Genomic DNA, 21,344 nt, shown 5'->3' on the forward strand with positions numbered 1-21,344 from the left:
AGCCATGTAAATACGGTAACTAGGTTGCCAACAACAGTTATCACAAGAACCTTTTGCACCACGAGAACTCATCTCCCCCACCGCAGATAAATCGGAGGAGACAACTCCCGTACCGTTAATGGATTCATAAATGAACCTCTATGTCAGTTCAGTAACAGTTAACTGACGCGTTAGCTATTTTTTTAATCTCACCGTCTCTCCTATTCTCACTATTCACAGGATCGTCACCCCTCCTGGTACCCGAAACCGGAAAAAGGCAATCACCCAGATCGGACTAATCGGAACACCATTCGCATTGTGTAACTTAACTAAAGCCCCTATACTGACAGCGATTATAGTTAATATTCAGAAAGGGAACCATTTTATGTGATTAAAAGTCTTTGGGATATCGCTGATTTTTGTCACCGCTAGTCTCGGCTTATAGATGGGACAACCGGTACCGACCGTTCACGCGGCCGATACCACGCCAACTACCAGCGTTGCGGGCACGGATTATGGAGTGGCCGGTGCACCATATGCCATCTGGGCGAAGCTACCGGCTGGATCAAATTTTTTTATGATTGGTTCAGATTTTGGTTACGATTACATTGCGTCGGATAATACGGATCAATGGATTATAACAACCTTGACCGATACTGATCATAACGTTCGATCGACGCCTAAAGTCATTGTAGGCCCCGATTGGATACCACAAGACACGCAGACCGTGTCTTACTCACATTGGGGACTCCCGCCCAAAAAGTTAACGACTATGGTCTTTCCTATCGTTTAGTCAAAAAGGACGGCACCCCTGATGATTACCTTGTCCGGGGAACAGGTGTCGTTAGTGTTGATGCCCACTCCACTGACAATGAAGACACTAATGGGACGATCACCGGATACGGTGAATCAACCGCTGGTGTTGCCCTAAGCTTTAGATTTGTCGATGCCAAAGGTCAGGACATCGTCGGCAGCAAAACCATTCAAACCAGCTACTATCCGGACGATCCAACGCTGACCAACCTGCGCAAGGCTGTAATGCTTGCCGACCTGTCAATCTCCGGTCATACGCTTCGCACCACCAACCCCGTCACTGTCTCCGGTGATACCTATACCTATCACTATGTAAGCCCTACTGATATCAACGGTCACAGTGGAACCGCAACTCCGGCACCAAACACCTCGTCATTATCCAGCTCCTCAAATACCGTTATGTCCTCCCCAAACCGCGTGGTTGCAAAAGGGATTGCCATTTACGTCACCAAGAAAGTCGGACTCGATCGACATGCCAACTTTGACACCAAAAATCGTGAACTCTGGTACTCGAAGCAAGACCGAGCCAAGCGCCCGCAATTTGTCGTCACCGGCTACGCTCATACAAAGAAAGGCACATTACGTGACCATGTTCGCGACCTCAACCATCACACCAAGTCAAACGGGCGCACCGGTTATTTGACCACACTAGCTTCGTTGCGCCAACCTACTACGCCACTGTCCCCAAGCAGATTGACGTTCTTAATGCACACGGTGTGAACGCGTATCACACTACCAAATTATCTGGTAAGGCCGTTCAGCACTACCGTCACGGTCAGGTTTTGAAAGTTAAAACCATTAAGCATTATCATTTAACCAACCGTTTCCAATTAACCAATGGCTACTACATCACTGCTAACAAGACCTTGGTGATTAAAAAATAAGCAAAAAACGCCTGCGAATTTATATTTCGCAGGCGTTTTATTTATCATTTGGTGACGTCCCGGAGGCCACCGAAAACTAATCGTGCCCTTCTTTGCCCAACAGAAGCCATCCACAAAATGGCCTTCATGCATGGCGACTTTAATGCCGTGTTTTAGCTAACCGCGTCAAGAATCGCCGTAAATCAATCGGTAATTCTCGTTTTCTAAATAACAACGTCCGGTGCCGATTCAGTCGCAGATAAAAGGCCGAATGCGTCTTCTTGACCCGATACAGCTGTTGATAATAAATAGTCGTCTTTTCGTTAAAATAATGCATAACCACCCGATCATCAAAGAACGCAAAGGTTGTAGGACCATCCCAAACATTTCGCCATTGCTGTAGGTACTGGTGCGCCCAACGATTACCATAATAGGTTATGTAACCGATCTCTGCGACAACTAGAACAATCGTTTCACCGCTAATCCAGCCAAGTGGCAAGAGTGCCGTGTAGTACTCTGTACAGGTCAGAATAATCCATAGTGGTGTCAGCAGGGCTAACAAGCTACGTCCCGTCGTGTGCCAAAACAATTGCCGGACATCGCTCAACGTATACTCCAGCGTGACCGTCATTGGTTCATCTTCCATTAACCCCACCTCCTTGGTGATATTAAATCAATTATAATCCAAATCGTTTTAGAAGCCAGGCGGTCCCAATAAAATTCGCCAGGACAAGCGGCGTTGGCCACTCACTCTACCCGTGGCCGGTGCCCATAAAATTCAGCCTTTGATGCGCCAGTCCATCACCGCGAGTTGGTTAGAGAAGTTAGGTATCTGTTCATTTCATTTTTAGCCTAAACCCGCTATAATTAACAGAGTTGAAACCGTTTTATTTAACGCAAATTTTCTGTAGAGGAGGTGCCCTGATGACTGAACCAATTGTCGAGCTTGAACAGGTCACCAAAAGTTATGGGACCCATACGGTCCTAAAGGACATTAGTATCACACTTGAACCAGGAAAGTTTTACACTCTCCTGGGACCTTCCGGCTGTGGTAAAACCACTATTTTACGAACTATCTCCGGTTTTACTACCGTCACCTCGGGCAACGTCCTATTCAAGGGCAAGCGAATCAATGATGTCCCGGCCAACAAGCGCAATGTTAACACGGTTTTCCAAGACTACGCTCTGTTCCCACACATGACGGTTGCTGAGAACGTGGCTTTTGGCCTAACCCTTAAAAAAATGCCCAAAGATCAAATCGACGAACGAGTCAATCAAGCTCTGCGGTTAGTCCAACTCGCGGACTTTGGTGACCGGGCCATCGACGAACTCTCCGGTGGCCAACAACAACGGATTGCCATTGCTCGAGCCATCGTGATGCAGCCCCAGGTCTTGCTCCTTGATGAGCCTCTCTCTGCCCTCGATGCCAAATTGCGCCGTGAAATGCAATATGAACTGCGCGATCTCCAACAACGACTGGGAATCACCTTTCTCTTTGTCACTCATGATCAAGAAGAGGCCCTCGCTATGAGTGACGAAATTTTTGTCATGAACCAGGGTGAGGTCCTCCAAAGCGGATCGCCCGTTGATATTTATGATGAACCGATTAATCACTTTGTCGCTGACTTCATTGGGGAAAGCAATATCTTACCGGGAAAAATGATGGGCGACTATCAAGTCGCCTTTGGCGGGCACCAGTTCGAGTGTGCCGATGCCGGGATTCCCGTCAACGAACCCGTTGAAATTGTCATTCGACCGGAAGACCTGAACCTGACCGAACCCGAACACGCCAAACTCAAGGTCACCATCGATACCCAACTCTTTCGCGGTGATTACTATGAAATCTCTGCGACCGATAGGTTGGGTAACGATTGGCTCATTCACTCCGTCAATCCCGCCGAAGATGGTGAAACGATCGGCATCACCTTCCGCCCTCAAGACCTTCACGTCATGCGTTACGATGAAAAAGAAGAGGAATTCGATGCCCGTCTAGAGACCTACGAGGGAACGGAGGATGATGACCTTGACGAAACGTAAGACTTGGTTTTACTTCATCCCTTACGGCCTGTGGCTAGGACTCTTCGTGATCGCACCTTTGGCCTTGATTTTTTATCAATCGTTCTTCAATCTCGACCATCATTTTACCTTTAGTAATTACGCTAATTATTTTCAGTCACTAACCTACTTAAAGATGACGCTGAACTCGGTCTGGTATGCCTTGTTAATTACGGTTTTTACCGGACTAATCAGTTACCCAACCGCCTATTTCTTACACGGCTTAAAACATCGCCAGTTCTGGCTACTGTTGGTCATCTTACCCACCTGGATTAATATTCTTTTGAAGGCTTATGCCTTCATTGGCATCTTTAGCCAAGCAGGGATCGCCAATCAATTTCTAAGCTTCATTGGCATCGGACCACAACAAATTCTCTTCACCAATGCTAGCTTTGTTTTCGTGGCGACCTACATTCAAATTCCCTTTATGATTCTACCTATTTACAACGCCCTCGATGACCTGAGCCCAGCGTTTATCAATGCTAGTCAGGATCTCGGCGCTAGTGGTTGGCAAACCTTTCAGCGCGTCATCTTTCCGTTAACCTTACCTGGTGTGAAGGCTGGTGTACAAGCCGTTTTCATCCCCTCACTATCCCTCTTCATGTTGACCCGCTTGATCGGTGGTAACAAGGTCATCACCCTGGGGACCGCCATCGAAGAACACTTCCTGACGACGATGAATTGGGGAATGGGTTCAACCATTGGGGTCGTCCTAATCGTTGCCATGGTCATCGTCATGCTATTGACCGGTGACCAGAAGCCGAAGGGGGGAACGCCACGATGAGCAAACGACTGTCAAATGCCTTCTTAATTCTGGTATTTATCATTCTCTATGCCCCGATTGTTTTCCTAATTGTCTACTCCTTCAGCGCCGGCGACACGATGACGGCCTTTCACGGTTTCACTTGGCAACACTACCGCGACCTCTTCAACGACTCGCGGATGCTGGCCATCGTGGCCAACACCTTACTAGTAGCCCTACTTTCCGCGCTAATTGCCACCCTAGTCGGAACTTTAGGCTCCCTGGGAATCAACCGCACCACCAGTCGGGTCACCAAGGAATCGTTGCTGGCTTTAAACAACGTTCTGATGGTTTCCCCGGACGTCATCATTGGGGCCAGCTTTCTGATCTTCTTTACGATGCTTAAGATCCCCTTGGGCTTCGTATCCGTTTTACTCAGTCACATTGCCTTTGAAATCCCGATTGTGGTCCTGATGGTTCTCCCCCGATTACGGGAAATGTCGAGTTCCATGTTGGACGCCGCACAAGACTTGGGAGCCACCACTCGGCAACTACTGTCGCACGTCATCATCCCGTTCATTTCACCCGGAATCTTCGCCGGTTTCTTTATGGCCCTCACCTATTCACTTGATGACTTCGCCGTCACCTTCTTCGTGACGGGCAACGGCTTCTCAACGATGTCGGTTGAAATTTACTCGCGAGCCCGCCAAGGGATTAACCTGGAAATCAACGCCCTGTCCGGCGTGATGTTTCTCTTCTCACTCTTGTTGGTCGCTGGTTACTACTGGATTGAACAGGCCAGTTCACGGCGGAAGCAACGGAAACGGAGGATGGCCTCATGAAACGTTTAATGCTTTTAATCATTGGGCTCCTCGCCATCTGTGGTCTGTTGGGCTACTCCAGCCAACAACTGGAGCGGTCGAGTGGGAGCACGGGCAGCCGAGTCCTCAATTTGTATAACTGGGGCGATTACATCGACCCGAAACTTCTCACCAAGTTTCAAAAAGAAACGGGCTACCACGTCAATGTTGAAACCTTTGACAGCAACGAGGCGATGTATACTAAGATCAATCAGGGTGGAACTCATTATGACCTGGCCATTCCCAGTGAATATATGGTCACTAAGATGAAACGGGCACACCTGTTGAAGCCACTCGACAAGAGCCGACTAACTGGGCTTAACAACTATGATTCTCGCTTCATGAATGAGTCGTTCGATCCCAACAATCGATACTCGATACCTTACTTCTGGGGAACATTAGGCATTATTTACAACGATAAAACCATCAAACCCGGAACGGTCGACCATTGGAACGACCTTTGGTCCAGCAAGTATCGCGACCAAATTATGTTGATTGATTCTGCTCGCGATATCATGGGGATGGCCTTGATTACGCAACATCAATCGATGAACGCCACCAATCCGACCGTCCTGAGAAATGCCGAAAACAAACTTAACGCCCTAGCCCCGAACGTGAAAGCTGTCGTGGCCGATGAAATCAAGATGTACATGAGCCAAGACGAGGCCCCACTGGCGGTTGACTGGTCAGGAGAGGCTGCCGAAATGCTAGCCAATAACCACCACCTTCACTATGTGGTCCCCAGTGAAGGTAGCAATCTGTGGATTGATAACCTGGTCATTCCCAAAACTGCTCAACATGAGAACGCCATCTACGCCTTCCTGAACTTCATGAGTAAGCCGGAAAATACTGCCCAAAACGCGGAATACATTGGTTATGCCACGCCGAACCGGAAAGCTAAGGCACTATTACCGAAGTCCGTGCGCGCTGACCGCCAGTTCTATCCGGATAACACGACGCTCGATCATCTACAGATTTACAAAGACCTGTCACCAGCCAAGGTTCAGCTATATAACGATCGCTACCTCGAATTCAAAATGCATCACTAAAACTTAACGCCTAATGGCCGGGAATCATGGTTCCAGCCGTTAGGCGTTTTGTGATCTAAAAAAGCCCCGTGAGCCAACGCCATTTCGTTAACTCACGAGCCTCTTTAGCCGAAGCTGCCGGCAATATAATCTTGGGTGACTGGAATTTGAGGATTGCTAAACATCGTGCCAGTAGACGTGTATTCCATCACATGTCCTAGATGGAAGAAAGCACATTGGCTGCTAACCCGCGCCGCCTGTTGCATGTTGTGCGTTACGATGATAATCGTATATTGCTTCTGCAACTCGAGCAGCGTTTCTTCAACCTTCACCGTGGAAATGGGATCTAGTGCGCTACATGGCTCATCGAGCAATAGCACATCCGGCGCCATGGCAATCGACCGCGCAATGCACAACCGTTGTTGCTGGCCACCGGACAGTGACAAGGCACTCTTATCAAGCGTGTCCTTAACCTCATCCCATAGTGCCGCTCCCCGTAAACTCGTCTCAACGCGTTCATCCAGATCGGCCTTAGACTTCATACCATTAGCCTTCAAAGCGTAAACGATATTTTCCCGAATGGACTTCGAAAACGGATTTGGCCGCTGAAAGACCATCCCAATATGCTTGCGAATTTCATAAATATTTACGTTGGGCTCATTGATATTTACCCCGTGATACCAAATCTTACCGGTTACGGTGGCGATCCCATCGTTCATACGGTTCAGAGACCGTAGGTACGTTGACTTCCCCGAACCGGAAGCCCCAATCAAAGCGGTAATTTGGTTCTTAGGAAAGCCTAAGTTGGCATCATGCATGGCATGATTGGCACCATAGAATACTTGAAGATCTTCCGTCTTCAAGGCCAACGTCGTCTGCGCATCAAACGACTGAACGGCCGTCTTTTCAAATGAATATTGTTTTAACATTGGTCGTTCCCCCTACTTACTGGCCGTGACACGGCGATACAAGAAATTACCTAATAGGCGGGCTCCCAAGTTAAACAACAGGACCGCCAAGATCAGAATGGCTGAGGCTGCCGCGGATAACTGAGCGGCATTTTCGGCCATGCCTTCGGTATTAATCTTCCAGATATGCACGGCAAGGGTTTCTGCCGGCCGCATTGGATTCAATGGGCTGGCCGGATCCATCGGATTCCAATCGGAAAAATTCGTGACGGGAGCACTCTGGCCGGCCGTATAGATCAATGCGGCGGCCTCACCGAATACCCGTCCGGCACTCAGAACAACCCCCGTCACAATCCCCGGCAAGGCCACGGGCAGAATAATGCCGATCTCCGTTTTCCACTTAGACAGGCCCAGAGAAAGACCCGCTTCCCGCTGACTACGCGATACGGCGCTCAGAGATTCTTCAATGTTTCGTGTCAACAAGGGCAGATTGAAGAAGGTTAAAGCCACGGCCCCAGAAATAACGGAGAAGCCCATTTTAAACTTCACCACGAAGAGCAAGAACCCAAAGAGCCCGACTACCACAGAGGGCAGCGAACTCAAGACTTCAATTGCGGAGCGAATCAGGCTGGTGCGCCAATTATCCTTGGCATACTCTGCCAGATAAATTCCGGCGCCCAACGAGATTGGGATCGAAATCAACATCGTTAAGACTAGAAGGTAGAAGGAATTAAACAGTTGAACGCCAATTCCACCGGCACCACTCATGGGGTCAGAGGCCCCCGTGATAAACTTCCAGCTAACGTGCGGTAGACCAGCACTTAAAATGTAGACCAATAAGAACAATAGAATTCCCACAACGGCAGCGACAATTAGGTCAATAATCACCGTGGCTACGCGATCTCGTTGTTTAGCGTTCATGTTTTAATTGCCCCCTCTTCGCAATGAACCGTACCAAGGCGTTGAAGAACAATGACATTAGCAACAGGATTAAGGCTAACGACCACAAGGCATTGTTGGGTAGTGTCCCATCAATGGTGTCTCCAATCCCCGACGTCAATTGACTCGTTAAAGTTGAAGCGGCGGAAATCAGGTTCTTTGGCATCACGGCCGCATTACCGATCACCATTTGAACGGCCAAGGCTTCCCCAAAGGCCCGTGCCATACCGAAGATGACCGCCGTCAAGATCCCCGACGTTGCCGATCGTAAGATTACCCGTGAAATGGTTTGCCAACGCGTGGCACCTAATGCCAGTGAGGCCTCCTTGTAGTAACGAGGAACGGCCCGCAGGCTATCGACCGTCATGGACGTAATCGTGGGTAAGACCATGACGAAGAGAACGAAGGTTGCGGAAATAATCCCGAACCCGGAGCCCCCGACCAGGTGTCGCATGAATGGAACGACAACGGCTAATCCAATAAACCCATAAACAACCGAGGGAATTCCGACCAGCAATTCAATCACCGGCTGTAAAAGCTTACGACCTCGATTGGGCGAGATTTCAGTCATGAAGATGGCCGTCCCAATCGCGAAGGGTGTGGCCACGATCGCCGCCGCAAAGGTCACGGCAAATGACCCCACAATCATAGGGGCGGCCCCAATGTGGCCGGTATCCGGCGCCCAGTTAGTCCCGGTCAAGAATTTCCAAACACTCACGTGATTTTGCGTAAAGGTAGCAATTCCTTTAGAGCTGATGAACCAGAGCATCGAAGCCACCACCAAGATAATCGCGCCAATACAGAGGTAACTAATACCCCGACCGGCCCAATCTTCCCGGGTGGCCCGAGTAGCATGATGCAGCCGAGCATCCCATTCATTGGTTTGGGAATCCGGCTTGTTAAGTTGTAAATTAGTTTGTTCCATAAGTTGACTCCCCCTTTAAAAAAAGTGAAGGTGCTGCAACCGCACCTTCACCCCTGTAACTAACACCGCCTCAAATCGGTACTAGTTTTGTGTAACGACACCCTTTGCATCCTTGGCGACCTTCATGTCATGGATACTGATGTAACCCATGTCCTTAACCAAGCTATCTTGAACCGTCTTGGAGTTCATGTAAGTCAGGAAAGCAGCCGTTGCGGCGTCAGGCTTGCCCTTCGTGTACATGTGTTCGTAAGACCAGATCTTCCACTTGTTGTTTTCAACATTGTTGTCCGTTGGCGTCACGTTGTTGATGGAAACGGCTTGTAACTTGTTCGTGAAGTATGAGAAGGCCAAGTAACTAATTGCCCCTGGTGTTGAAGAAACAATCTTTTGAACGGCACCGTTGGAGTCTTGTTCTTGTGACTTAACGGCCGTTGCCCCTTTTAAGACAGCATTTTCAAAAGTTGCTCGCGTCCCACTACCTTGGGCCCGGTTCACAATCACAATCTTTTGGTCCTTACCACCGACTTCTTTCCAGTTGGTAATCTTCCCAGTAAAGATTTGCTTCAATTGGGCCATCTTCAAGTTCTTAACACCAGTGTCTTTGTTAACAACTGGTGCCATACCAACAACGGCGACCTTGTGGTCAGTTAACTTGTCGGCCTTAATGCCATCCTTTTCTTCGGCGAAGATATCGGAATCACCGATGGAAACGGCACCGGCTTGAACTTGGCTCAAACCAGTCCCGGAACCACCACCTTGAACCGTCAAGGTAACCTTGCTGTTCTTAGTCGTGAAGTTGGTGCCGGCCTTTGCGGCTAATGGTTGTAAAGCAGTTGAGCCCACCGCCGTGACCTTACCGGACAACGCCTGACTGCTACTACTGCTCTTGCTACTAGTTGAACTCGTGGCCTTACCACAACCAACCAGTAATAAACTAATTGCCGCAATCCCCATTGCTAACTTTGACCCATTATTCATCTCTGTCACTCCATGTCTTTTTAAGATATTGTAGAACCACCACATCGTAAGCTAAGCACTTCTTGTGGTGCCTCCCCTTAACTTACAATTTAGATTCTAAGCGATTAATATGTAGTCTTCGTCGCAATCATGTAAATTTTCGGTAAATGTTGCCAAAGTCCCCATAAATTCACTTATGAAAGGGATTTAGCGTGACCAGTAAATAAATGTTTGTTCCTAATTGAATCATTGCGCTTCAATTGTAAAATGACTAAAATGAAATTAAGAGGTGAGTCGCAATGGCTAAAAAAAATGAACGGGCAGCCCGCGAAGCCATCATTACCGATATGAATGACTTTCTGATGGACTATGCAGCAACGCGGTTAGGTAAGGATCCTAATCTGGCACAATCGGTGTTTGCCGCTGCCAAAGACGATCTGACGGGATTAGACACGTTATTCAAGGATAACGGCATCGGCCGCCGGACCAAGTACCTAGATGTCGCTTCGGGCTTTCTCCACGACGAGGTTCAAACAGATGAAGCCGATCCCAACACGGACTATGACGCCGAAAGTCAAGCCTTAGCCCAAGAAGCTATGGCTTACTTAGGTAGCCATGCTGGCGATTTCGACCGCTGGGAAGAAGCCTAAGGGTTCTAAATTTTGTCAAAATTAAAGGCATTAGGATAATTTAGCCTAATGCCTTTTTGAGTCGCTATTGCCATTGCCATAGGTCGGCCTTCATATTGGTCGCAATAATCTGAGCCAATAGGTCAACAAACTGGTCTGGCATATACTTTGCCGTATCCAATTGCGTTGGCTGACCATTAATCTTGGTAATGACCAACCCTTGGCTCTCCAACGTCAGCCCATACTTCGGGGCAATTTCGCAGAGCCGTTTCACTTGTTCTTCACTCATTAGCTAATCTCCATTCACGCAACTCCCTTGAGCTTACGCAAAACCGCGATTAGCGTCAAGCGCTTAATTACAGTACTTGTCCTTGGCTAATTGTTGATGCAGTGCGGCAGCCAATTGGGCCTCATCCGGACCATCGGTAACCACTTGAACGAAGTGACCGGCATGGTCGGCCAATAAGCTGACTTCATCTTTATCCCGCGGATTGATTTCAATATCGTGAATCTTAATGGTTGCCTTGGCTTGATGTCGTTGACAGATCGTCGTAAAGGCATCGGCCTCGTCTACTTTTGGCATATCCTGGTGTAACTGGAACCCAATTGTTTTCATCAAAAATCACCTCTAGCCTAATTGTAAGCGATTACATTAAGCTTGCCAACCACTTTTTTAAATTCCCGGAGACTCGGTCGTTCAACGAACACGCGTTCAATCCACCCGCAAAATATGGTATGATATTGCCAGAAATGGAGGCGTTCCTTTGATCAAATTAGGTGTCCGGGAATTAGTTGAATTTACCTTACGAACTGGCGATCTGAGCAACGTCTCTGGCAGCCAGAATACCGCCCTCCTCGGGGCCCAAATCCATCGGCGTTTGCAAAAGCAGCGCGGGGCCAACTATCAAAAAGAATATTATTTGGACCTGAAACTGTCCCTAAATGATCAGGAATACCTGATCCATGGTCGAGCCGACGGGGTCACCTTAACGGAAAACTCGGCCAGTATCGAAGAAATCAAAACCTCCGAGACCGTCTTCGACAAGCTAAGTGACAACACCCTCACCCTCTACTGGGCCCAGGTTAAGATCTACGCCTACCTACTCATGCAAAAGGAACCTGATCTAGATAAGGTCAAGCTAACCCTCACGTACTTCCAAACCAATACGGAAGAAACGACGCAGACGACACAAACCATCAGTCGCCAAGCCGCCGGTGACTTCTTTCAGCAAGTCATCGACGAATATGTCACCTGGCTGAAGTTTCGATCGGACCTGCGTGAGCGCCGCGACCCCACCATTCATCGACTTACCTTTCCCTTTGACCACTATCGACCGGGACAACGCGAGCTGGCCGTTGCCGTCTACAAGACCATCCTGACCCAGCAACGGCTCTTCGCTGAGGCGCCAACCGGCACGGGTAAGACGATCTCCACGCTTTTCCCAACCATTAAAGCCATCGGCGAGGGCGTCATTCAGCGAATCTTTTATTTAACCGCTAAGCAAAGTACCCGCCGCGTCGCCGAAGAGGCGCTCGACCTCATGGCCTCGCAGGGTCTCAAGCTAAAGAGCATCACCCTAACCGCTAAGGATAAGATTCGTTTCCCAGAAGAAGCCGACCTGCAGCCCGAAGAGAACCCGTTCATGCTCGGATACTACGATCGACTGAAGCCCGCATTGTTGGACCTGATCCAAAATCATGACCAGCTGACGCGCCCGGTCATTGAGACCGTTGCCCGTAAACACACCCTGGATCCATTTGAATTTCAACTGGATGCCAGCCTATTTTGTGATGTCATCATTGGCGACTACAACTACCTCTTCGATCCCCAAGTCCATCTGCAACGATTCTTTGCTACCACGGACCCCGACAACTTTTTCCTCATTGACGAAGCCCACAACCTGGTCAATCGTTCGCGTGAAATGTACTCCGCAGCCATCAGTAGCCGTCCACTGAACCACCTACTGCGCTTAAGTGACGAAGCCGGTGCAGCAACACCTAAGCTTCGCCGCCGGCTGGGTGACCTGCGGGCGACCTTCGATGACTTGGCGGCACCCCTCATTGCCGACCATCAAACGGATAGTACCTTCCTCACACCACCTGAAAATTTCGAACACGATCTAGCGCGCCTGGTCGAGGCCGTTCATGACTGGCTGATCGACCAGCCCCAGACCCCCTTCGTACAAGCCATTTTAGACTATTACTTTGCCGCGATTAGTTATCAAAGAATTAGCGAATACTATGACGACACCTACCGGATGCGCCTCGAGCTCGATGAGGGCAACATTACCTTGAAAAAGCTGTGCCTAGATCCCAGTGTCTTTCTGGCCGACAGCCTGGCATTGGGCCACGGTGCGGTGCTCTTCTCTGCCACCCTCTCCCCGCTCGATTACTACCAAGCCGTCTTAGGCGGGAAACCAGATAGTCTGGCCTACCGCTTGGATTCACCATTTCCACCTCAGCATCAGGCCATTCTAGTCACCAACTACATTCAGACCACCTATCAACGACGCGATGCAAACCTGGCCAACATTCTGCTCGCCATTAAGCAACTCATCGACGGTAAGGTCGGTAACTACCTGATTTTTCTGCCCTCCCATCAATATTTGGTGACGGTCAGTCAGGCCTTCCAACTGGCTTACCCCCACGTCAAGACGGTCATTCAGCAGAACCAGATGGCCGAAGCCGACCGGACCGCCTTTCTGGCCAATTTTACTAGCAATCCCCAGACCAGCTTGGTAGGCTTTGCCCTCCTTGGCGGCATCTTCGCCGAAGGAATCGACCTCAAGGCCGACCGTTTAATCGGCGTGGGCATTGTCAGTGTCGGCCTTCCCGGCATAAATCCCGAAACCAACCTCATCCGCGACTACTTTGACGTACAATCTCATCAAGGATTCGCGTTTGCCTATCAACTTCCAGGCCTCAACAACGTCTTTCAGGCAGCTGGCCGTTTAATCCGTGGATCACACGATGTTGGCATCATTTTACTCATGGACCAGCGATTTGCCAGTCCCCGCTACACCAACCTATACCCGAAACACTGGCAACATTTCCAACGCCTCTACAGACCCGAACAACTCGCCCCAATGATTCAAGCATTTTGGCAAAAGGAGGCTCCCGATGAAGACTAAATTAACTCTCGACTTAGAACGAACCCTCTACGAGTATTGTCGCGAGACGGGCGCTGCTCCGGTTGAAGAGGTCACCATGCCGGATGATCAAGGAATCGTGGACACCCTCAGTTATCAAGCGTTACCTTCCGGCGACATTGAGTGGCGCTGCTACGAATTGAAGGTCACCAAGAGTGATTTTCACTCACAAGCCAAGCTTTCCTTCGTGGGCCACTACAATTACTTTGTTTTACCACTAAAATTGTACAAGCAGGTGACGGACGAGATCCCCGCCGGCATTGGCGTCCTCATTTACCGACCATTCAATCCCACGATGTTGGCCACGGCCACCGAGCCGCCACTGACACCCGGGTATCTCACGGTAGCTAGGTCGCCGCGGCGCCAACCACTGCAGGTACCGGCGACCGAACTCACCACCCGGTTCATCGCCTCCCAGGCCCGTGAGGTCTACAAGGCCAAGCAAATGGCCACTGGACTCAAACAATATCACACCGACCAACTCTATCATGAACTAAAGCGGCGCCACCAACACTACGATATCTACGATCCGGACCGTAACTTTTACGATCAATTCATCGAGGATACCGAATCTACCGCGGTCACCGCCCTGCAAAGCGAAGTCGATGCCCTCAACTTGGAAATCTACCAACTCCAGCACCCAGAAAAGAAGTGACCGTCGTGTATTATTTCCCCTACTTTCGAGGTCGTCAATTCGACCTGCTAGCATTAAAAACGGTGGCTCAGCAACGGCTACTTCCACCCAACATCATCCCCATCATCGAACCTGTCCGCGACATTCCTGCCTTGCCCAAAACCATTGCGGCCTTCATGGATCGTCACCAACCGCTCGCGATCATCGCCAACCCCACGGTCAGTGACTATGGTCTGACGCAACAGAAATTGCACGACTGGTCCCCTTGGAAAGCCGACCCGGCACTGATTGTCGGTCACATCTTGTCACCAACCCTGGTGGCGGAGGACCTGATGGCTCAACCGGGACAGCAAACCCTCCTGGTGGCGCGACAATACGATGAACTCGTGGCCGCCAAACAAACCGGCCTACTGACGACGCCCACTCACTTGTTGGTTCCGCCGGAAGCCCGCATTCGCCAACTATTAGACCGGCCCACCATCCAGCTCTTCGATCACGCGTGGTTCCCGGAACATGACCGGACCTACGCCGATCTGCCAGACGCCCTGTTCAGTGACGACTGGGTGGCTGGTACCGGCCCCTACAGTGGGTACAGTGACTACGGGATTGGTGGTGGCCACTACAGTGAACACGGTTACCCCGCACGGGCGGTGACCATCCACCTCACGTATTTTCACGGATCACAGCTACGAATTCACCGATTCGTCTCGGACGATCACGTGGACTTCAAGCATCCAAAAGAAAAATTCTTCCAGGCGATCGCCAAGCTCGCCGCCTGGTTACCTACTCAGGACGCGGCCGTTCAAACGCCGGCCGCCCAACAACTGGCCAGCTACCAAGCCACGCAACATTTTCCAGGATTAGGCGTGATCAAACGCCTGAGCATTATTCACCATCTCCAAGTCATGGCGAACTACTTCAAGCAAAACTATCCCATTTAAAATCATCACCGAACGCCAAAAGGAGCCATGACAATTTGTCATGGCTCCTTATTTAGATTCGTTTGACTTATTTAACGGGTAAAACACAGACGCCTTCTGGCACCATAAAGTCTTTTTGGGCCAATGTGAGCTTACCGCTCGAGGCATCCCGGGTATAAAGACTCGCGTTATCGGAATTCTGGTTCACCACCAGAACCAGCCGTTGACTGGCATCCCAGTTAAAGTCACGTGGGAAGTCCCCTTCCGTGCTAATCCGTTGAACCGTGGTCAACGTCCCGGCATCGTCGGTCGCAAAGACCGTGATTGAATTATTGCCACGATTGGAAACGTAGATAAACTGACCATCGGCACTCATCCGAATAGCCGCGGCCCCGTTATGTTCCGTCCAGTCGTCAGGAATCGTTGAGACAATTCCCTTCAGGGCTAAGGAACCCTTGACAGCGTCGTAAGCCAGGGTGGCGACGTTGCTACTCAATTCACCAACCAGATAGGCCACCCCCTTCTTGGCATCAAAGGTAATGTGCCGCGGGCCAAAGCCATCGGGTAAGGCCAATTGACTCACCAGCGTCAGCTTACCGGCGTCGGTAACATCATAGATGTACACCCGGTCAGTCCCTAAATCACAAACGACTAACCGATGATCCGGGGTCAGGTCAGCAAAGTGCGGATGTGGGCCATCGGCCTGCTCTGGTGCCGTGCCAACTGGGCCTTGATCGACCACTTCATCTGCTTGGGTCAACGTCCCGTCAGCAGCAATCGCGTAAACGGTGACCACCGCCGTATGATAGTTGGCTGTGTAGACCAGTTGTCGGTCTTCATCCACTGCCACGTAAGCTGGTGAGGATCCAGCGCGTAGAACCTGTTGAATCGCCCGCGGCTTCACATCGGTTACGTCATAGATGATTAACCCACCTTGAGTTTGACCATCCGTTTCTTTTTTATTGATGACATACAACCGCTGGGCTGCCGCCTTTGCAAGGTAGGTGGGACTACCTGCAGACGCCAACCATTCACAATCAACCAATCGATTGGCCTTGGAATCGACGCTCACCCGATAAATTCCGCGACTAATGCGCTTGGTGTAGGTCCCAATATAAAAATCTTCCGTCATGAATGCTGCTCCTTTCTCTTGCCGTACTTACTATTAAGTATAGCACAGCCGATCTGATACCACCGATAAAGTCACTGGTCAGCCTCGGCAATTACCGATACAATGGAGATAAATGTTCAGAAAGGACGCGAGTCACATGGCCAGCTTTGAAGGCTACCACCCACTCTTAACCTCTCGTTATCGTTTCGATTGGTTAACGCGCTTTAATTTAAAAAATGTTGCCGATTTAACCCAACAAGATCTTTCAATCACCGCTGACTGGATCAATACCACCATGCGTGACACCATGGATCGCCGTAAACTGGTCTGGGGCATCGAGGATCGCACCACCCACAAGCTCGTGGCCTGGGGCGGTTTCCCCATTCTCGACCTCACCGATCAGGCCGGGCAAGTCTACGTCTTGGGACGCCCGCTACCGGCAAATGACCAACGGGAGATTCTGGAACGCCTCGTCGCCTTTGGGCGAGATGAATTGCAACTCGACACCCTCACGTTACAAACGGCCAAACACCTCGACCCCACCGCGATCGAAGCAGCCGGCTTCACTAGTAAATCCCCACAACATTGGGAATGGCATCGTTATCGTTAACCATGACTAACCGATTTAAAAACCCGTCAAGTTGACAGCGTGTGTACAAGGACACACGCCGCCAACTTGACGGGTTTACTTTTTATTCTTTTTCGACCACGCGCCGATTCAATGACCGTGCAATGTCCAGCGAGTCACTCTCATAGGCATCGTGCACCCCAAGATAGTAACAGGCAAGACTGCCGAGGATGACACCAACAAAATCGAGTGGGTAGCTCAGCCAGCCACTCCCACCAAATTGGTGACTCCCCACCACAGACATCAACGTCAGCCACACCATTTCGGCCAGTAACCAGCGTCCGCCACGCAGACTAGCCCGTAACGATTGCCAACCGGATGGACGCCGAATCTCATAGTAAACGTAAAAAATCAGGCCCAGGGCAATGACGCCAAAGACTTCGACCGTGGTTGGCCATTTAGCCCAGTAGATGGCCAGACTCGCCAACACATAGGCCAAAGGTGACCACCACTGCGCGGCATGCAGCCGAAACGGCCGCACAAGCTCTGGCGCTTGCCGCCGCAGTGAGCTCACGGTGACCGGTCCGGTTAGGTAGGCGATCAGGGTCGACGTCGAAATCACGTTCGACAGAGTGCCCCAGTTCCGAAATCCCGCGACTAAAACAACCCCGAGGAACAGGTTGACCACCATCGCCCGCCGAGGTGTTTGATACTTCCGGTTAACTTCGCCCAGCTTGGTTGGCATATGCTTGGTCCCAGTCATAGCAGCTAAGGCCCGACTGGTCGTGGCGACAAACGAAACCCCGGTTCCAAATGGCGAAACGAAGGCATCTAGGTACAGTAGTGTCGACAACCACCCCAAGTTCAACAGAATGGCAATATCCGCAAATGGCGACTGGAAGTTGACGCCATGCCACCCGTGCACGAGGCTCCCACCTGGGACTGCCCCAATAAAGGCAACCTGCAGGAGCGTATAGATAACCGTACTAATCCCAAAGGCAATCACGATTCCCCAAAGGATATTTCGCTCAGGATGTTCAATTTCATTGCCCATGTTAATGGTCGTTTGAAAGGCATTGTATGAAAAGATAATGCCGGCCGCCGTAGTTGCTGAGAAGATCGCGGAACTCCCATAGGGCATGAAGCCTCCTATGTGGGCAAAATTCTGCGGTTCAAATCCCGTGATGACCAGGACGATAATCGTTAAGGTTGGAATCACTAATTTAAAGACTGAGACGAAACTAGTAAAGCGAGTCAACAGCTTCACCGACCAAAAGTTAAGCAGTGTAAATGCCAGAATAAAGAGGAAGACGATGACCAACCCCTCATTGGTCACGTTTCCCGCACGCAGGAAGCCACGGGTCCAGTTGGCCCAGGCCCAGGGCCAGGAGCTCATGTACTGAACGGCGGCGACGGCCTCAATTGGAATGATGGTCAGGAGTGACAACCAGTTGGCCCAACCGGCAACGAACCCCAGCAAGGGCCCGTGGGAAAAAGCCGCATACTGGCTCATTCCCCCGCTGGTTGGAAACATGGTGCCCAACTCGATGTAGTTCATCGCGATCAGCCCAATCACAAGGGCCCCTAGGAGCCAGGAGATAATGGCTGCAGGACCTGCGATCTGCGCGGCCATTCCGGCACCAAAAAGCCACCCAGAACCAATAATGGCACTGAGTGTCAGCATGACCAATGAAAATAAACTCATCTTCCGTCTCAACGGCATTCCCTACTTTCTAAGCAATCGTATTGCCTATTGTACACTAGCTGGGGAAGCCTGACCATGGTCGACCGTATCTCGACAATCGGTTAGAAGAATTGCCCAACATAGTAATGAATAAACATGGTAATAATTCCCACAATGACATTACGAATAATGGCCGTTTTAACTAACCCGTGACCCAACTTGGCGCTGAGATACCCGGTTAATGTGACCGACAATAACACGGCCACAATGGTGGCGGGCCACTGCGTCGCCGCCGGGAAGATGGTCATGGCAACCAGGGGGAAGGTGCCTCCTAGTGCCGCCGCAAACAGGGATGAAAAGGCCGCATCCCAGGGATTCATGTAGTGTCCCAGCTGAATGTCTTCCTTCACGTTGACGACCGTTCCCAGGGCGTCCTTATTCATTAAGTCTTCCGCGATCGCTTCGGCGGTTGCCGTGGTCACCCCACGTTCTTCATAAAAATGACGAACGGCGGCCAATTGATCGGCATAATTAGTCTTCAACAGCGCTGCTTCCTTAGCGACAGCAGCCTTTTCTGTATCCTTCTGTGTGCTGACGGAAGCGTATTCCCCTGAAGCCATGGAGAAGGCACAGGCCAAGAGGTCGGCTAGCCCAGCAATGAAAATGGTAAATTGATTGGTGGTTGCCGCGGCCACACTGAACAAGACCCCAACAACGGTTAGAATACCGTCATTTGACCCGAGCACACCGGCCCGCAAGGTATTCAGGCGTTCATCCATGGTTTGATGTTGCTTAGCTTTTTTTACTTGTATTTTTTCATTCTCTGCCATAACGACCGCCCCCTAAGCGAATAAGTGTCCGATGCCATAGGTCACTAACATCGTCAAGATGCCGGCGATCACGTTACGTGCCGTCCCATTGCGCCGGTTGGCATTACCCAAGATTGCCGCCACGTAGCCGGTGATTGACAAGGCAATAACGACGGCCGCAAAGGTCCCAACAACCCGCCATTGACGCGGTAAGAGACTGATGGAGACCAAAGGCAAGATTGACCCGGTTGGAAATGAGATCATTGACGCAATTGCTGCCGAAAACGGGTTGGTATATTCGCCAACGTTGAACCCAAAACGTTCTCTGACCGTCGCCTTCAGGGGATCCTTCGTCATCATTTCCTTCGTTGCTTGTTCAGCCAATTCGGGCTTGATCCCCGTGGCGACATACTTACGACGAATGAAGTTGGCCTCCCCTTCATAATCGTTATCCAGCGCAATCGTCTGCGTTTCAATCGCTTTACGTTGGGCATCCTTCTGGGTGTTCACCGAGACATATTCCCCCATCGCCATCGAGACGGTGCCGGCAATCATCCCCGCAATCCCCGAAATAAAGATGGCATAACTACTAGTGGCGGCGCCAGCCACACCAACCACGATCCCAGCAACGGATAGGATACCATCGTTGGCCCCCATCACACTTGCCCGCAACACGTTGATTCGCTGTGCCAGTGTTGCCTGCTTCTTATTCTTCTTCATACTCTTTCGCCCCCGAAATCATGGTGCCTATCGCACCAAGTCCATGTTAACACACATGGAGATAAAAGTTTGGCTTATCTAACTTTAACCATCACTTTAGAATCATTCTTAATTGCTTAACGAGGCCATTGTACTCAATTTCTAGTTAAATGTAAACCATCCACCATTAATTCTTTGTTAACGCTAATTTTTACCAATGATCAATCATAAAACTGGAAGTATTCTAAAAAAGTGGTTTAATAGATACAAACTAGAGCGATTACAAATAAGGAGGGATAACCTTGGCTAGTCAGAAACAATTGTTAAATCAAGCCTTGCAAACGTTAAAGTCACATCACGTGCGGGTCACCCCCCAACGAAGGGTCATCTTAACCTACCTGGTCACCCACCATAACCACCCGGCAGTCGAGACGATCTTTACGTCATTGGCAGACGAGCTCCCCAATCTCAGCATGGCCACGGTTTATAACACCCTAAATCTTCTGGTGGACCTTGGTATCGTCATCGAGTTACCCAATGATAACGGTGGTTTGCGCTATGATTTCTATGGTCGGCCCCACTACCATGTGATCTGCGAAAACTGCGGCAAAATTACCGACGTCTTCGCGCCTAACTTTGCGGAAATTGAACGGTCCCTAAATGACCAAGCCAGTGAGCAGACGGGCTACCTGATTACCAGTAACCACGTCGAAGTCTATGGGCTCTGCCCCGAATGCCAACAAAAGCTGCATATCGACCCGGCTCGACAAACCTGGTCACAACCGGAATAGCTCGACTCAAGCGTGTGGCCCCGGCCAGACGCTTTTTGATTGGAAATTGGGAAGAAAATGACCTGCACCCAGCATATTACAAGGAGATTACAGGTGTCGTGAAGTTTTAATCTATTTGAAAACACGCCGAACAAAGCCCATTAGGCTCGTTATAATCGGCGTAATATTACACGAAAATGCCGTCAGGCCGGTTGTCGTGGGCCACAATAATGTTTATAGTTGATAACGAATAATATCGAATAGGCAACGGTCTAACGGACGGTTGTCAAATGACAAGAAAG

23 protein-coding genes are annotated in these 21,344 nt (G+C 50.2%); 12 read left to right on the forward strand and 11 right to left on the reverse strand.

The window, feature by feature from the left end:
* The first annotated feature begins 681 nt into the window (after positions 1-681).
* Together LSE01S_RS00005 and LSE01S_RS10880 are read left to right on the forward strand one after the other, a co-directional pair.
* Complete coding sequence (locus LSE01S_RS00005) at positions 682-1,512, forward strand: hypothetical protein (RefSeq protein WP_156470430.1); 831 nt, start codon at positions 682-684, stop codon at positions 1,510-1,512.
* A complete protein-coding gene (locus LSE01S_RS10880; protein ID WP_156470431.1) occupies positions 1,509-1,676 on the forward strand; it encodes a DUF5776 domain-containing protein in 168 nt (55 codons plus the stop codon). Before LSE01S_RS00005 ends, LSE01S_RS10880 begins: the two co-directional genes overlap by 4 nt.
* Positions 1,677-1,815: 139 nt before the next feature.
* On the opposite strand, the gene LSE01S_RS00010 is transcribed toward LSE01S_RS10880, so the two are convergent.
* A complete protein-coding gene (locus LSE01S_RS00010; protein ID WP_061775575.1) occupies positions 1,816-2,301 on the reverse strand; it encodes a YcxB family protein in 486 nt (161 codons plus the stop codon).
* A gap of 278 nt (positions 2,302-2,579) precedes the next feature.
* On the opposite strand from LSE01S_RS00010, the gene LSE01S_RS00015 reads away from it, so the two are divergent.
* From LSE01S_RS00015 to LSE01S_RS00030, 4 genes are read left to right on the forward strand one after another with little or no spacing between them, the layout of a single operon-like run.
* Positions 2,580-3,692 carry an ABC transporter ATP-binding protein gene (locus LSE01S_RS00015; RefSeq protein ID WP_061775576.1) on the forward strand — a complete coding sequence of 371 codons (1,113 nt, stop codon included), beginning with the start codon at positions 2,580-2,582 and terminating at the stop codon, positions 3,690-3,692.
* The gene (locus LSE01S_RS00020) at positions 3,670-4,494 is read left to right on the forward strand and encodes an ABC transporter permease (RefSeq protein ID WP_156470432.1); all 825 of its coding nucleotides are present in this window, start codon (positions 3,670-3,672) and stop codon (positions 4,492-4,494) included. The genes LSE01S_RS00015 and LSE01S_RS00020 overlap by 23 nt, the downstream gene beginning before the upstream one ends.
* On the forward strand, positions 4,491-5,294 hold the full coding sequence (locus LSE01S_RS00025) for an ABC transporter permease (protein ID WP_061775577.1): 804 nt from the start codon (positions 4,491-4,493) through the stop codon (positions 5,292-5,294). Before LSE01S_RS00020 ends, LSE01S_RS00025 begins: the two co-directional genes overlap by 4 nt.
* The gene (locus tag LSE01S_RS00030) at positions 5,291-6,361 is read left to right on the forward strand and encodes an ABC transporter substrate-binding protein (RefSeq protein ID WP_061775578.1); all 1,071 of its coding nucleotides are present in this window, start codon (positions 5,291-5,293) and stop codon (positions 6,359-6,361) included. The genes LSE01S_RS00025 and LSE01S_RS00030 overlap by 4 nt, the downstream gene beginning before the upstream one ends.
* Before the next feature lie 104 nt (positions 6,362-6,465).
* On the opposite strand, the gene pstB is transcribed toward LSE01S_RS00030, so the two are convergent.
* The 4 genes from pstB to LSE01S_RS00050 all read right to left on the reverse strand — a co-directional run bounded on the left by pstB (position 6,466) and on the right by LSE01S_RS00050 (position 10,090).
* The gene (gene pstB / locus LSE01S_RS00035; protein WP_061775579.1) at positions 6,466-7,269 is read right to left on the reverse strand and encodes a phosphate ABC transporter ATP-binding protein PstB; all 804 of its coding nucleotides are present in this window, start codon (positions 7,267-7,269) and stop codon (positions 6,466-6,468) included.
* A 12-nt stretch (positions 7,270-7,281) separates the two neighbouring features.
* Complete coding sequence (pstA, locus tag LSE01S_RS00040; protein WP_061775580.1) at positions 7,282-8,169, reverse strand: phosphate ABC transporter permease PstA; 888 nt, start codon at positions 8,167-8,169, stop codon at positions 7,282-7,284.
* Positions 8,159-9,112, reverse strand: coding sequence for a phosphate ABC transporter permease subunit PstC (gene pstC / locus LSE01S_RS00045; protein WP_061775581.1), 954 nt, complete (start codon positions 9,110-9,112; stop codon positions 8,159-8,161). Before pstC ends, pstA begins: the two co-directional genes overlap by 11 nt.
* An 81-nt stretch (positions 9,113-9,193) precedes the next feature.
* On the reverse strand, positions 9,194-10,090 hold the full coding sequence (locus LSE01S_RS00050; RefSeq protein WP_061775582.1) for a phosphate ABC transporter substrate-binding protein PstS family protein: 897 nt from the start codon (positions 10,088-10,090) through the stop codon (positions 9,194-9,196).
* A 278-nt stretch (positions 10,091-10,368) separates the two neighbouring features.
* Between LSE01S_RS00050 and LSE01S_RS00055 the strand changes: the two genes are divergently transcribed.
* Positions 10,369-10,719: a hypothetical protein gene (locus LSE01S_RS00055; protein WP_061775583.1), complete on the forward strand. Its 351-nt coding sequence runs from the start codon at positions 10,369-10,371 to the stop codon at positions 10,717-10,719.
* Between the two features lie 64 nt (positions 10,720-10,783).
* Here LSE01S_RS00055 and LSE01S_RS00060 read toward each other — a convergent pair whose 3' ends face one another.
* Entirely contained in the window at positions 10,784-10,987 is a 204-nt protein-coding gene (locus LSE01S_RS00060; RefSeq protein WP_061775584.1) for a hypothetical protein, read from the reverse strand.
* 63 nt (positions 10,988-11,050) lie between these two features.
* Positions 11,051-11,314 (reverse strand): PTS sugar transporter, encoded by a 264-nt coding sequence (locus tag LSE01S_RS00065; protein WP_061775585.1) that lies wholly within the window; start codon positions 11,312-11,314, stop codon positions 11,051-11,053.
* Positions 11,315-11,462: 148 nt separating this feature from the next.
* Between LSE01S_RS00065 and LSE01S_RS00070 the strand changes: the two genes are divergently transcribed.
* The 3 genes from LSE01S_RS00070 to LSE01S_RS00080 are packed head-to-tail and all read left to right on the forward strand — an operon-like array spanning position 11,463 to position 15,422.
* A complete protein-coding gene (locus tag LSE01S_RS00070; protein ID WP_061775586.1) occupies positions 11,463-13,829 on the forward strand; it encodes an ATP-dependent DNA helicase in 2,367 nt (788 codons plus the stop codon).
* A complete protein-coding gene (locus tag LSE01S_RS00075) occupies positions 13,819-14,502 on the forward strand; it encodes a hypothetical protein (protein ID WP_061775587.1) in 684 nt (227 codons plus the stop codon). Before LSE01S_RS00070 ends, LSE01S_RS00075 begins: the two co-directional genes overlap by 11 nt.
* 5 nt (positions 14,503-14,507) lie before the next feature.
* Positions 14,508-15,422, forward strand: coding sequence for a sce7725 family protein (locus LSE01S_RS00080; RefSeq protein WP_061775588.1), 915 nt, complete (start codon positions 14,508-14,510; stop codon positions 15,420-15,422).
* Between the two features lie 67 nt (positions 15,423-15,489).
* On the opposite strand, the gene LSE01S_RS00085 is transcribed toward LSE01S_RS00080, so the two are convergent.
* Entirely contained in the window at positions 15,490-16,533 is a 1,044-nt protein-coding gene (locus LSE01S_RS00085) for a lactonase family protein (protein ID WP_061775589.1), read from the reverse strand.
* Positions 16,534-16,669: 136 nt separating this feature from the next.
* Between LSE01S_RS00085 and LSE01S_RS00090 the strand changes: the two genes are divergently transcribed.
* Positions 16,670-17,122 carry a GNAT family N-acetyltransferase gene (locus LSE01S_RS00090; protein WP_061775590.1) on the forward strand — a complete coding sequence of 151 codons (453 nt, stop codon included), beginning with the start codon at positions 16,670-16,672 and terminating at the stop codon, positions 17,120-17,122.
* An 82-nt stretch (positions 17,123-17,204) separates the two neighbouring features.
* Here the strand turns inward: LSE01S_RS00090 and LSE01S_RS00095 are convergent, their stop codons facing one another.
* The 3 genes from LSE01S_RS00095 to LSE01S_RS00105 form a co-directional block, all read right to left on the reverse strand.
* Positions 17,205-18,803, reverse strand: coding sequence for an APC family permease (locus LSE01S_RS00095; RefSeq protein WP_061775591.1), 1,599 nt, complete (start codon positions 18,801-18,803; stop codon positions 17,205-17,207).
* An 83-nt stretch (positions 18,804-18,886) separates the two neighbouring features.
* Complete coding sequence (locus LSE01S_RS00100; protein ID WP_061775592.1) at positions 18,887-19,594, reverse strand: VIT1/CCC1 transporter family protein; 708 nt, start codon at positions 19,592-19,594, stop codon at positions 18,887-18,889.
* Between the two features lie 12 nt (positions 19,595-19,606).
* Positions 19,607-20,293, reverse strand: coding sequence for a VIT1/CCC1 transporter family protein (locus LSE01S_RS00105; protein ID WP_061775593.1), 687 nt, complete (start codon positions 20,291-20,293; stop codon positions 19,607-19,609).
* Between the two features lie 281 nt (positions 20,294-20,574).
* Between LSE01S_RS00105 and LSE01S_RS00110 the strand changes: the two genes are divergently transcribed.
* Entirely contained in the window at positions 20,575-21,063 is a 489-nt protein-coding gene (locus tag LSE01S_RS00110) for a Fur family transcriptional regulator (RefSeq protein WP_061775594.1), read from the forward strand.
* Positions 21,064-21,344: the final 281 nt, after the last annotated feature.

This window comes from Levilactobacillus senmaizukei DSM 21775 = NBRC 103853, from assembly GCF_001592085.1.
In the GTDB taxonomy this organism is placed as follows: domain Bacteria; phylum Bacillota; class Bacilli; order Lactobacillales; family Lactobacillaceae; genus Levilactobacillus; species Levilactobacillus senmaizukei.

Bases quoted from the DNA above. Each gene is read 5' to 3' on its own strand.
- LSE01S_RS00010 (WP_061775575.1), bottom strand. From the start codon at position 2,301: ATGGAAGATGAACCAATGACGGTCACGCTGGAGTATACGTTGAGCGAT.
- LSE01S_RS00015 (WP_061775576.1), top strand. From the start codon at position 2,580: ATGACTGAACCAATTGTCGAGCTTGAACAGGTCACCAAAAGTTATGGG.
- LSE01S_RS00020 (WP_156470432.1), top strand. From the start codon at position 3,670: ATGATGACCTTGACGAAACGTAAGACTTGGTTTTACTTCATCCCTTAC.
- LSE01S_RS00025 (WP_061775577.1), top strand. From the start codon at position 4,491: ATGAGCAAACGACTGTCAAATGCCTTCTTAATTCTGGTATTTATCATT.
- LSE01S_RS00030 (WP_061775578.1), top strand. From the start codon at position 5,291: ATGAAACGTTTAATGCTTTTAATCATTGGGCTCCTCGCCATCTGTGGT.
- pstB (WP_061775579.1), bottom strand. From the start codon at position 7,269: ATGTTAAAACAATATTCATTTGAAAAGACGGCCGTTCAGTCGTTTGAT.
- pstA (WP_061775580.1), bottom strand. From the start codon at position 8,169: ATGAACGCTAAACAACGAGATCGCGTAGCCACGGTGATTATTGACCTA.
- pstC (WP_061775581.1), bottom strand. From the start codon at position 9,112: ATGGAACAAACTAATTTACAACTTAACAAGCCGGATTCCCAAACCAAT.
- LSE01S_RS00050 (WP_061775582.1), bottom strand. From the start codon at position 10,090: ATGAATAATGGGTCAAAGTTAGCAATGGGGATTGCGGCAATTAGTTTA.
- LSE01S_RS00055 (WP_061775583.1), top strand. From the start codon at position 10,369: ATGGCTAAAAAAAATGAACGGGCAGCCCGCGAAGCCATCATTACCGAT.
- LSE01S_RS00060 (WP_061775584.1), bottom strand. From the start codon at position 10,987: ATGAGTGAAGAACAAGTGAAACGGCTCTGCGAAATTGCCCCGAAGTAT.
- LSE01S_RS00065 (WP_061775585.1), bottom strand. From the start codon at position 11,314: ATGAAAACAATTGGGTTCCAGTTACACCAGGATATGCCAAAAGTAGAC.
- LSE01S_RS00075 (WP_061775587.1), top strand. From the start codon at position 13,819: ATGAAGACTAAATTAACTCTCGACTTAGAACGAACCCTCTACGAGTAT.
- LSE01S_RS00085 (WP_061775589.1), bottom strand. From the start codon at position 16,533: ATGACGGAAGATTTTTATATTGGGACCTACACCAAGCGCATTAGTCGC.
- LSE01S_RS00090 (WP_061775590.1), top strand. From the start codon at position 16,670: ATGGCCAGCTTTGAAGGCTACCACCCACTCTTAACCTCTCGTTATCGT.
- LSE01S_RS00095 (WP_061775591.1), bottom strand. From the start codon at position 18,803: ATGCCGTTGAGACGGAAGATGAGTTTATTTTCATTGGTCATGCTGACA.
- LSE01S_RS00100 (WP_061775592.1), bottom strand. From the start codon at position 19,594: ATGGCAGAGAATGAAAAAATACAAGTAAAAAAAGCTAAGCAACATCAA.
- LSE01S_RS00105 (WP_061775593.1), bottom strand. From the start codon at position 20,293: ATGAAGAAGAATAAGAAGCAGGCAACACTGGCACAGCGAATCAACGTG.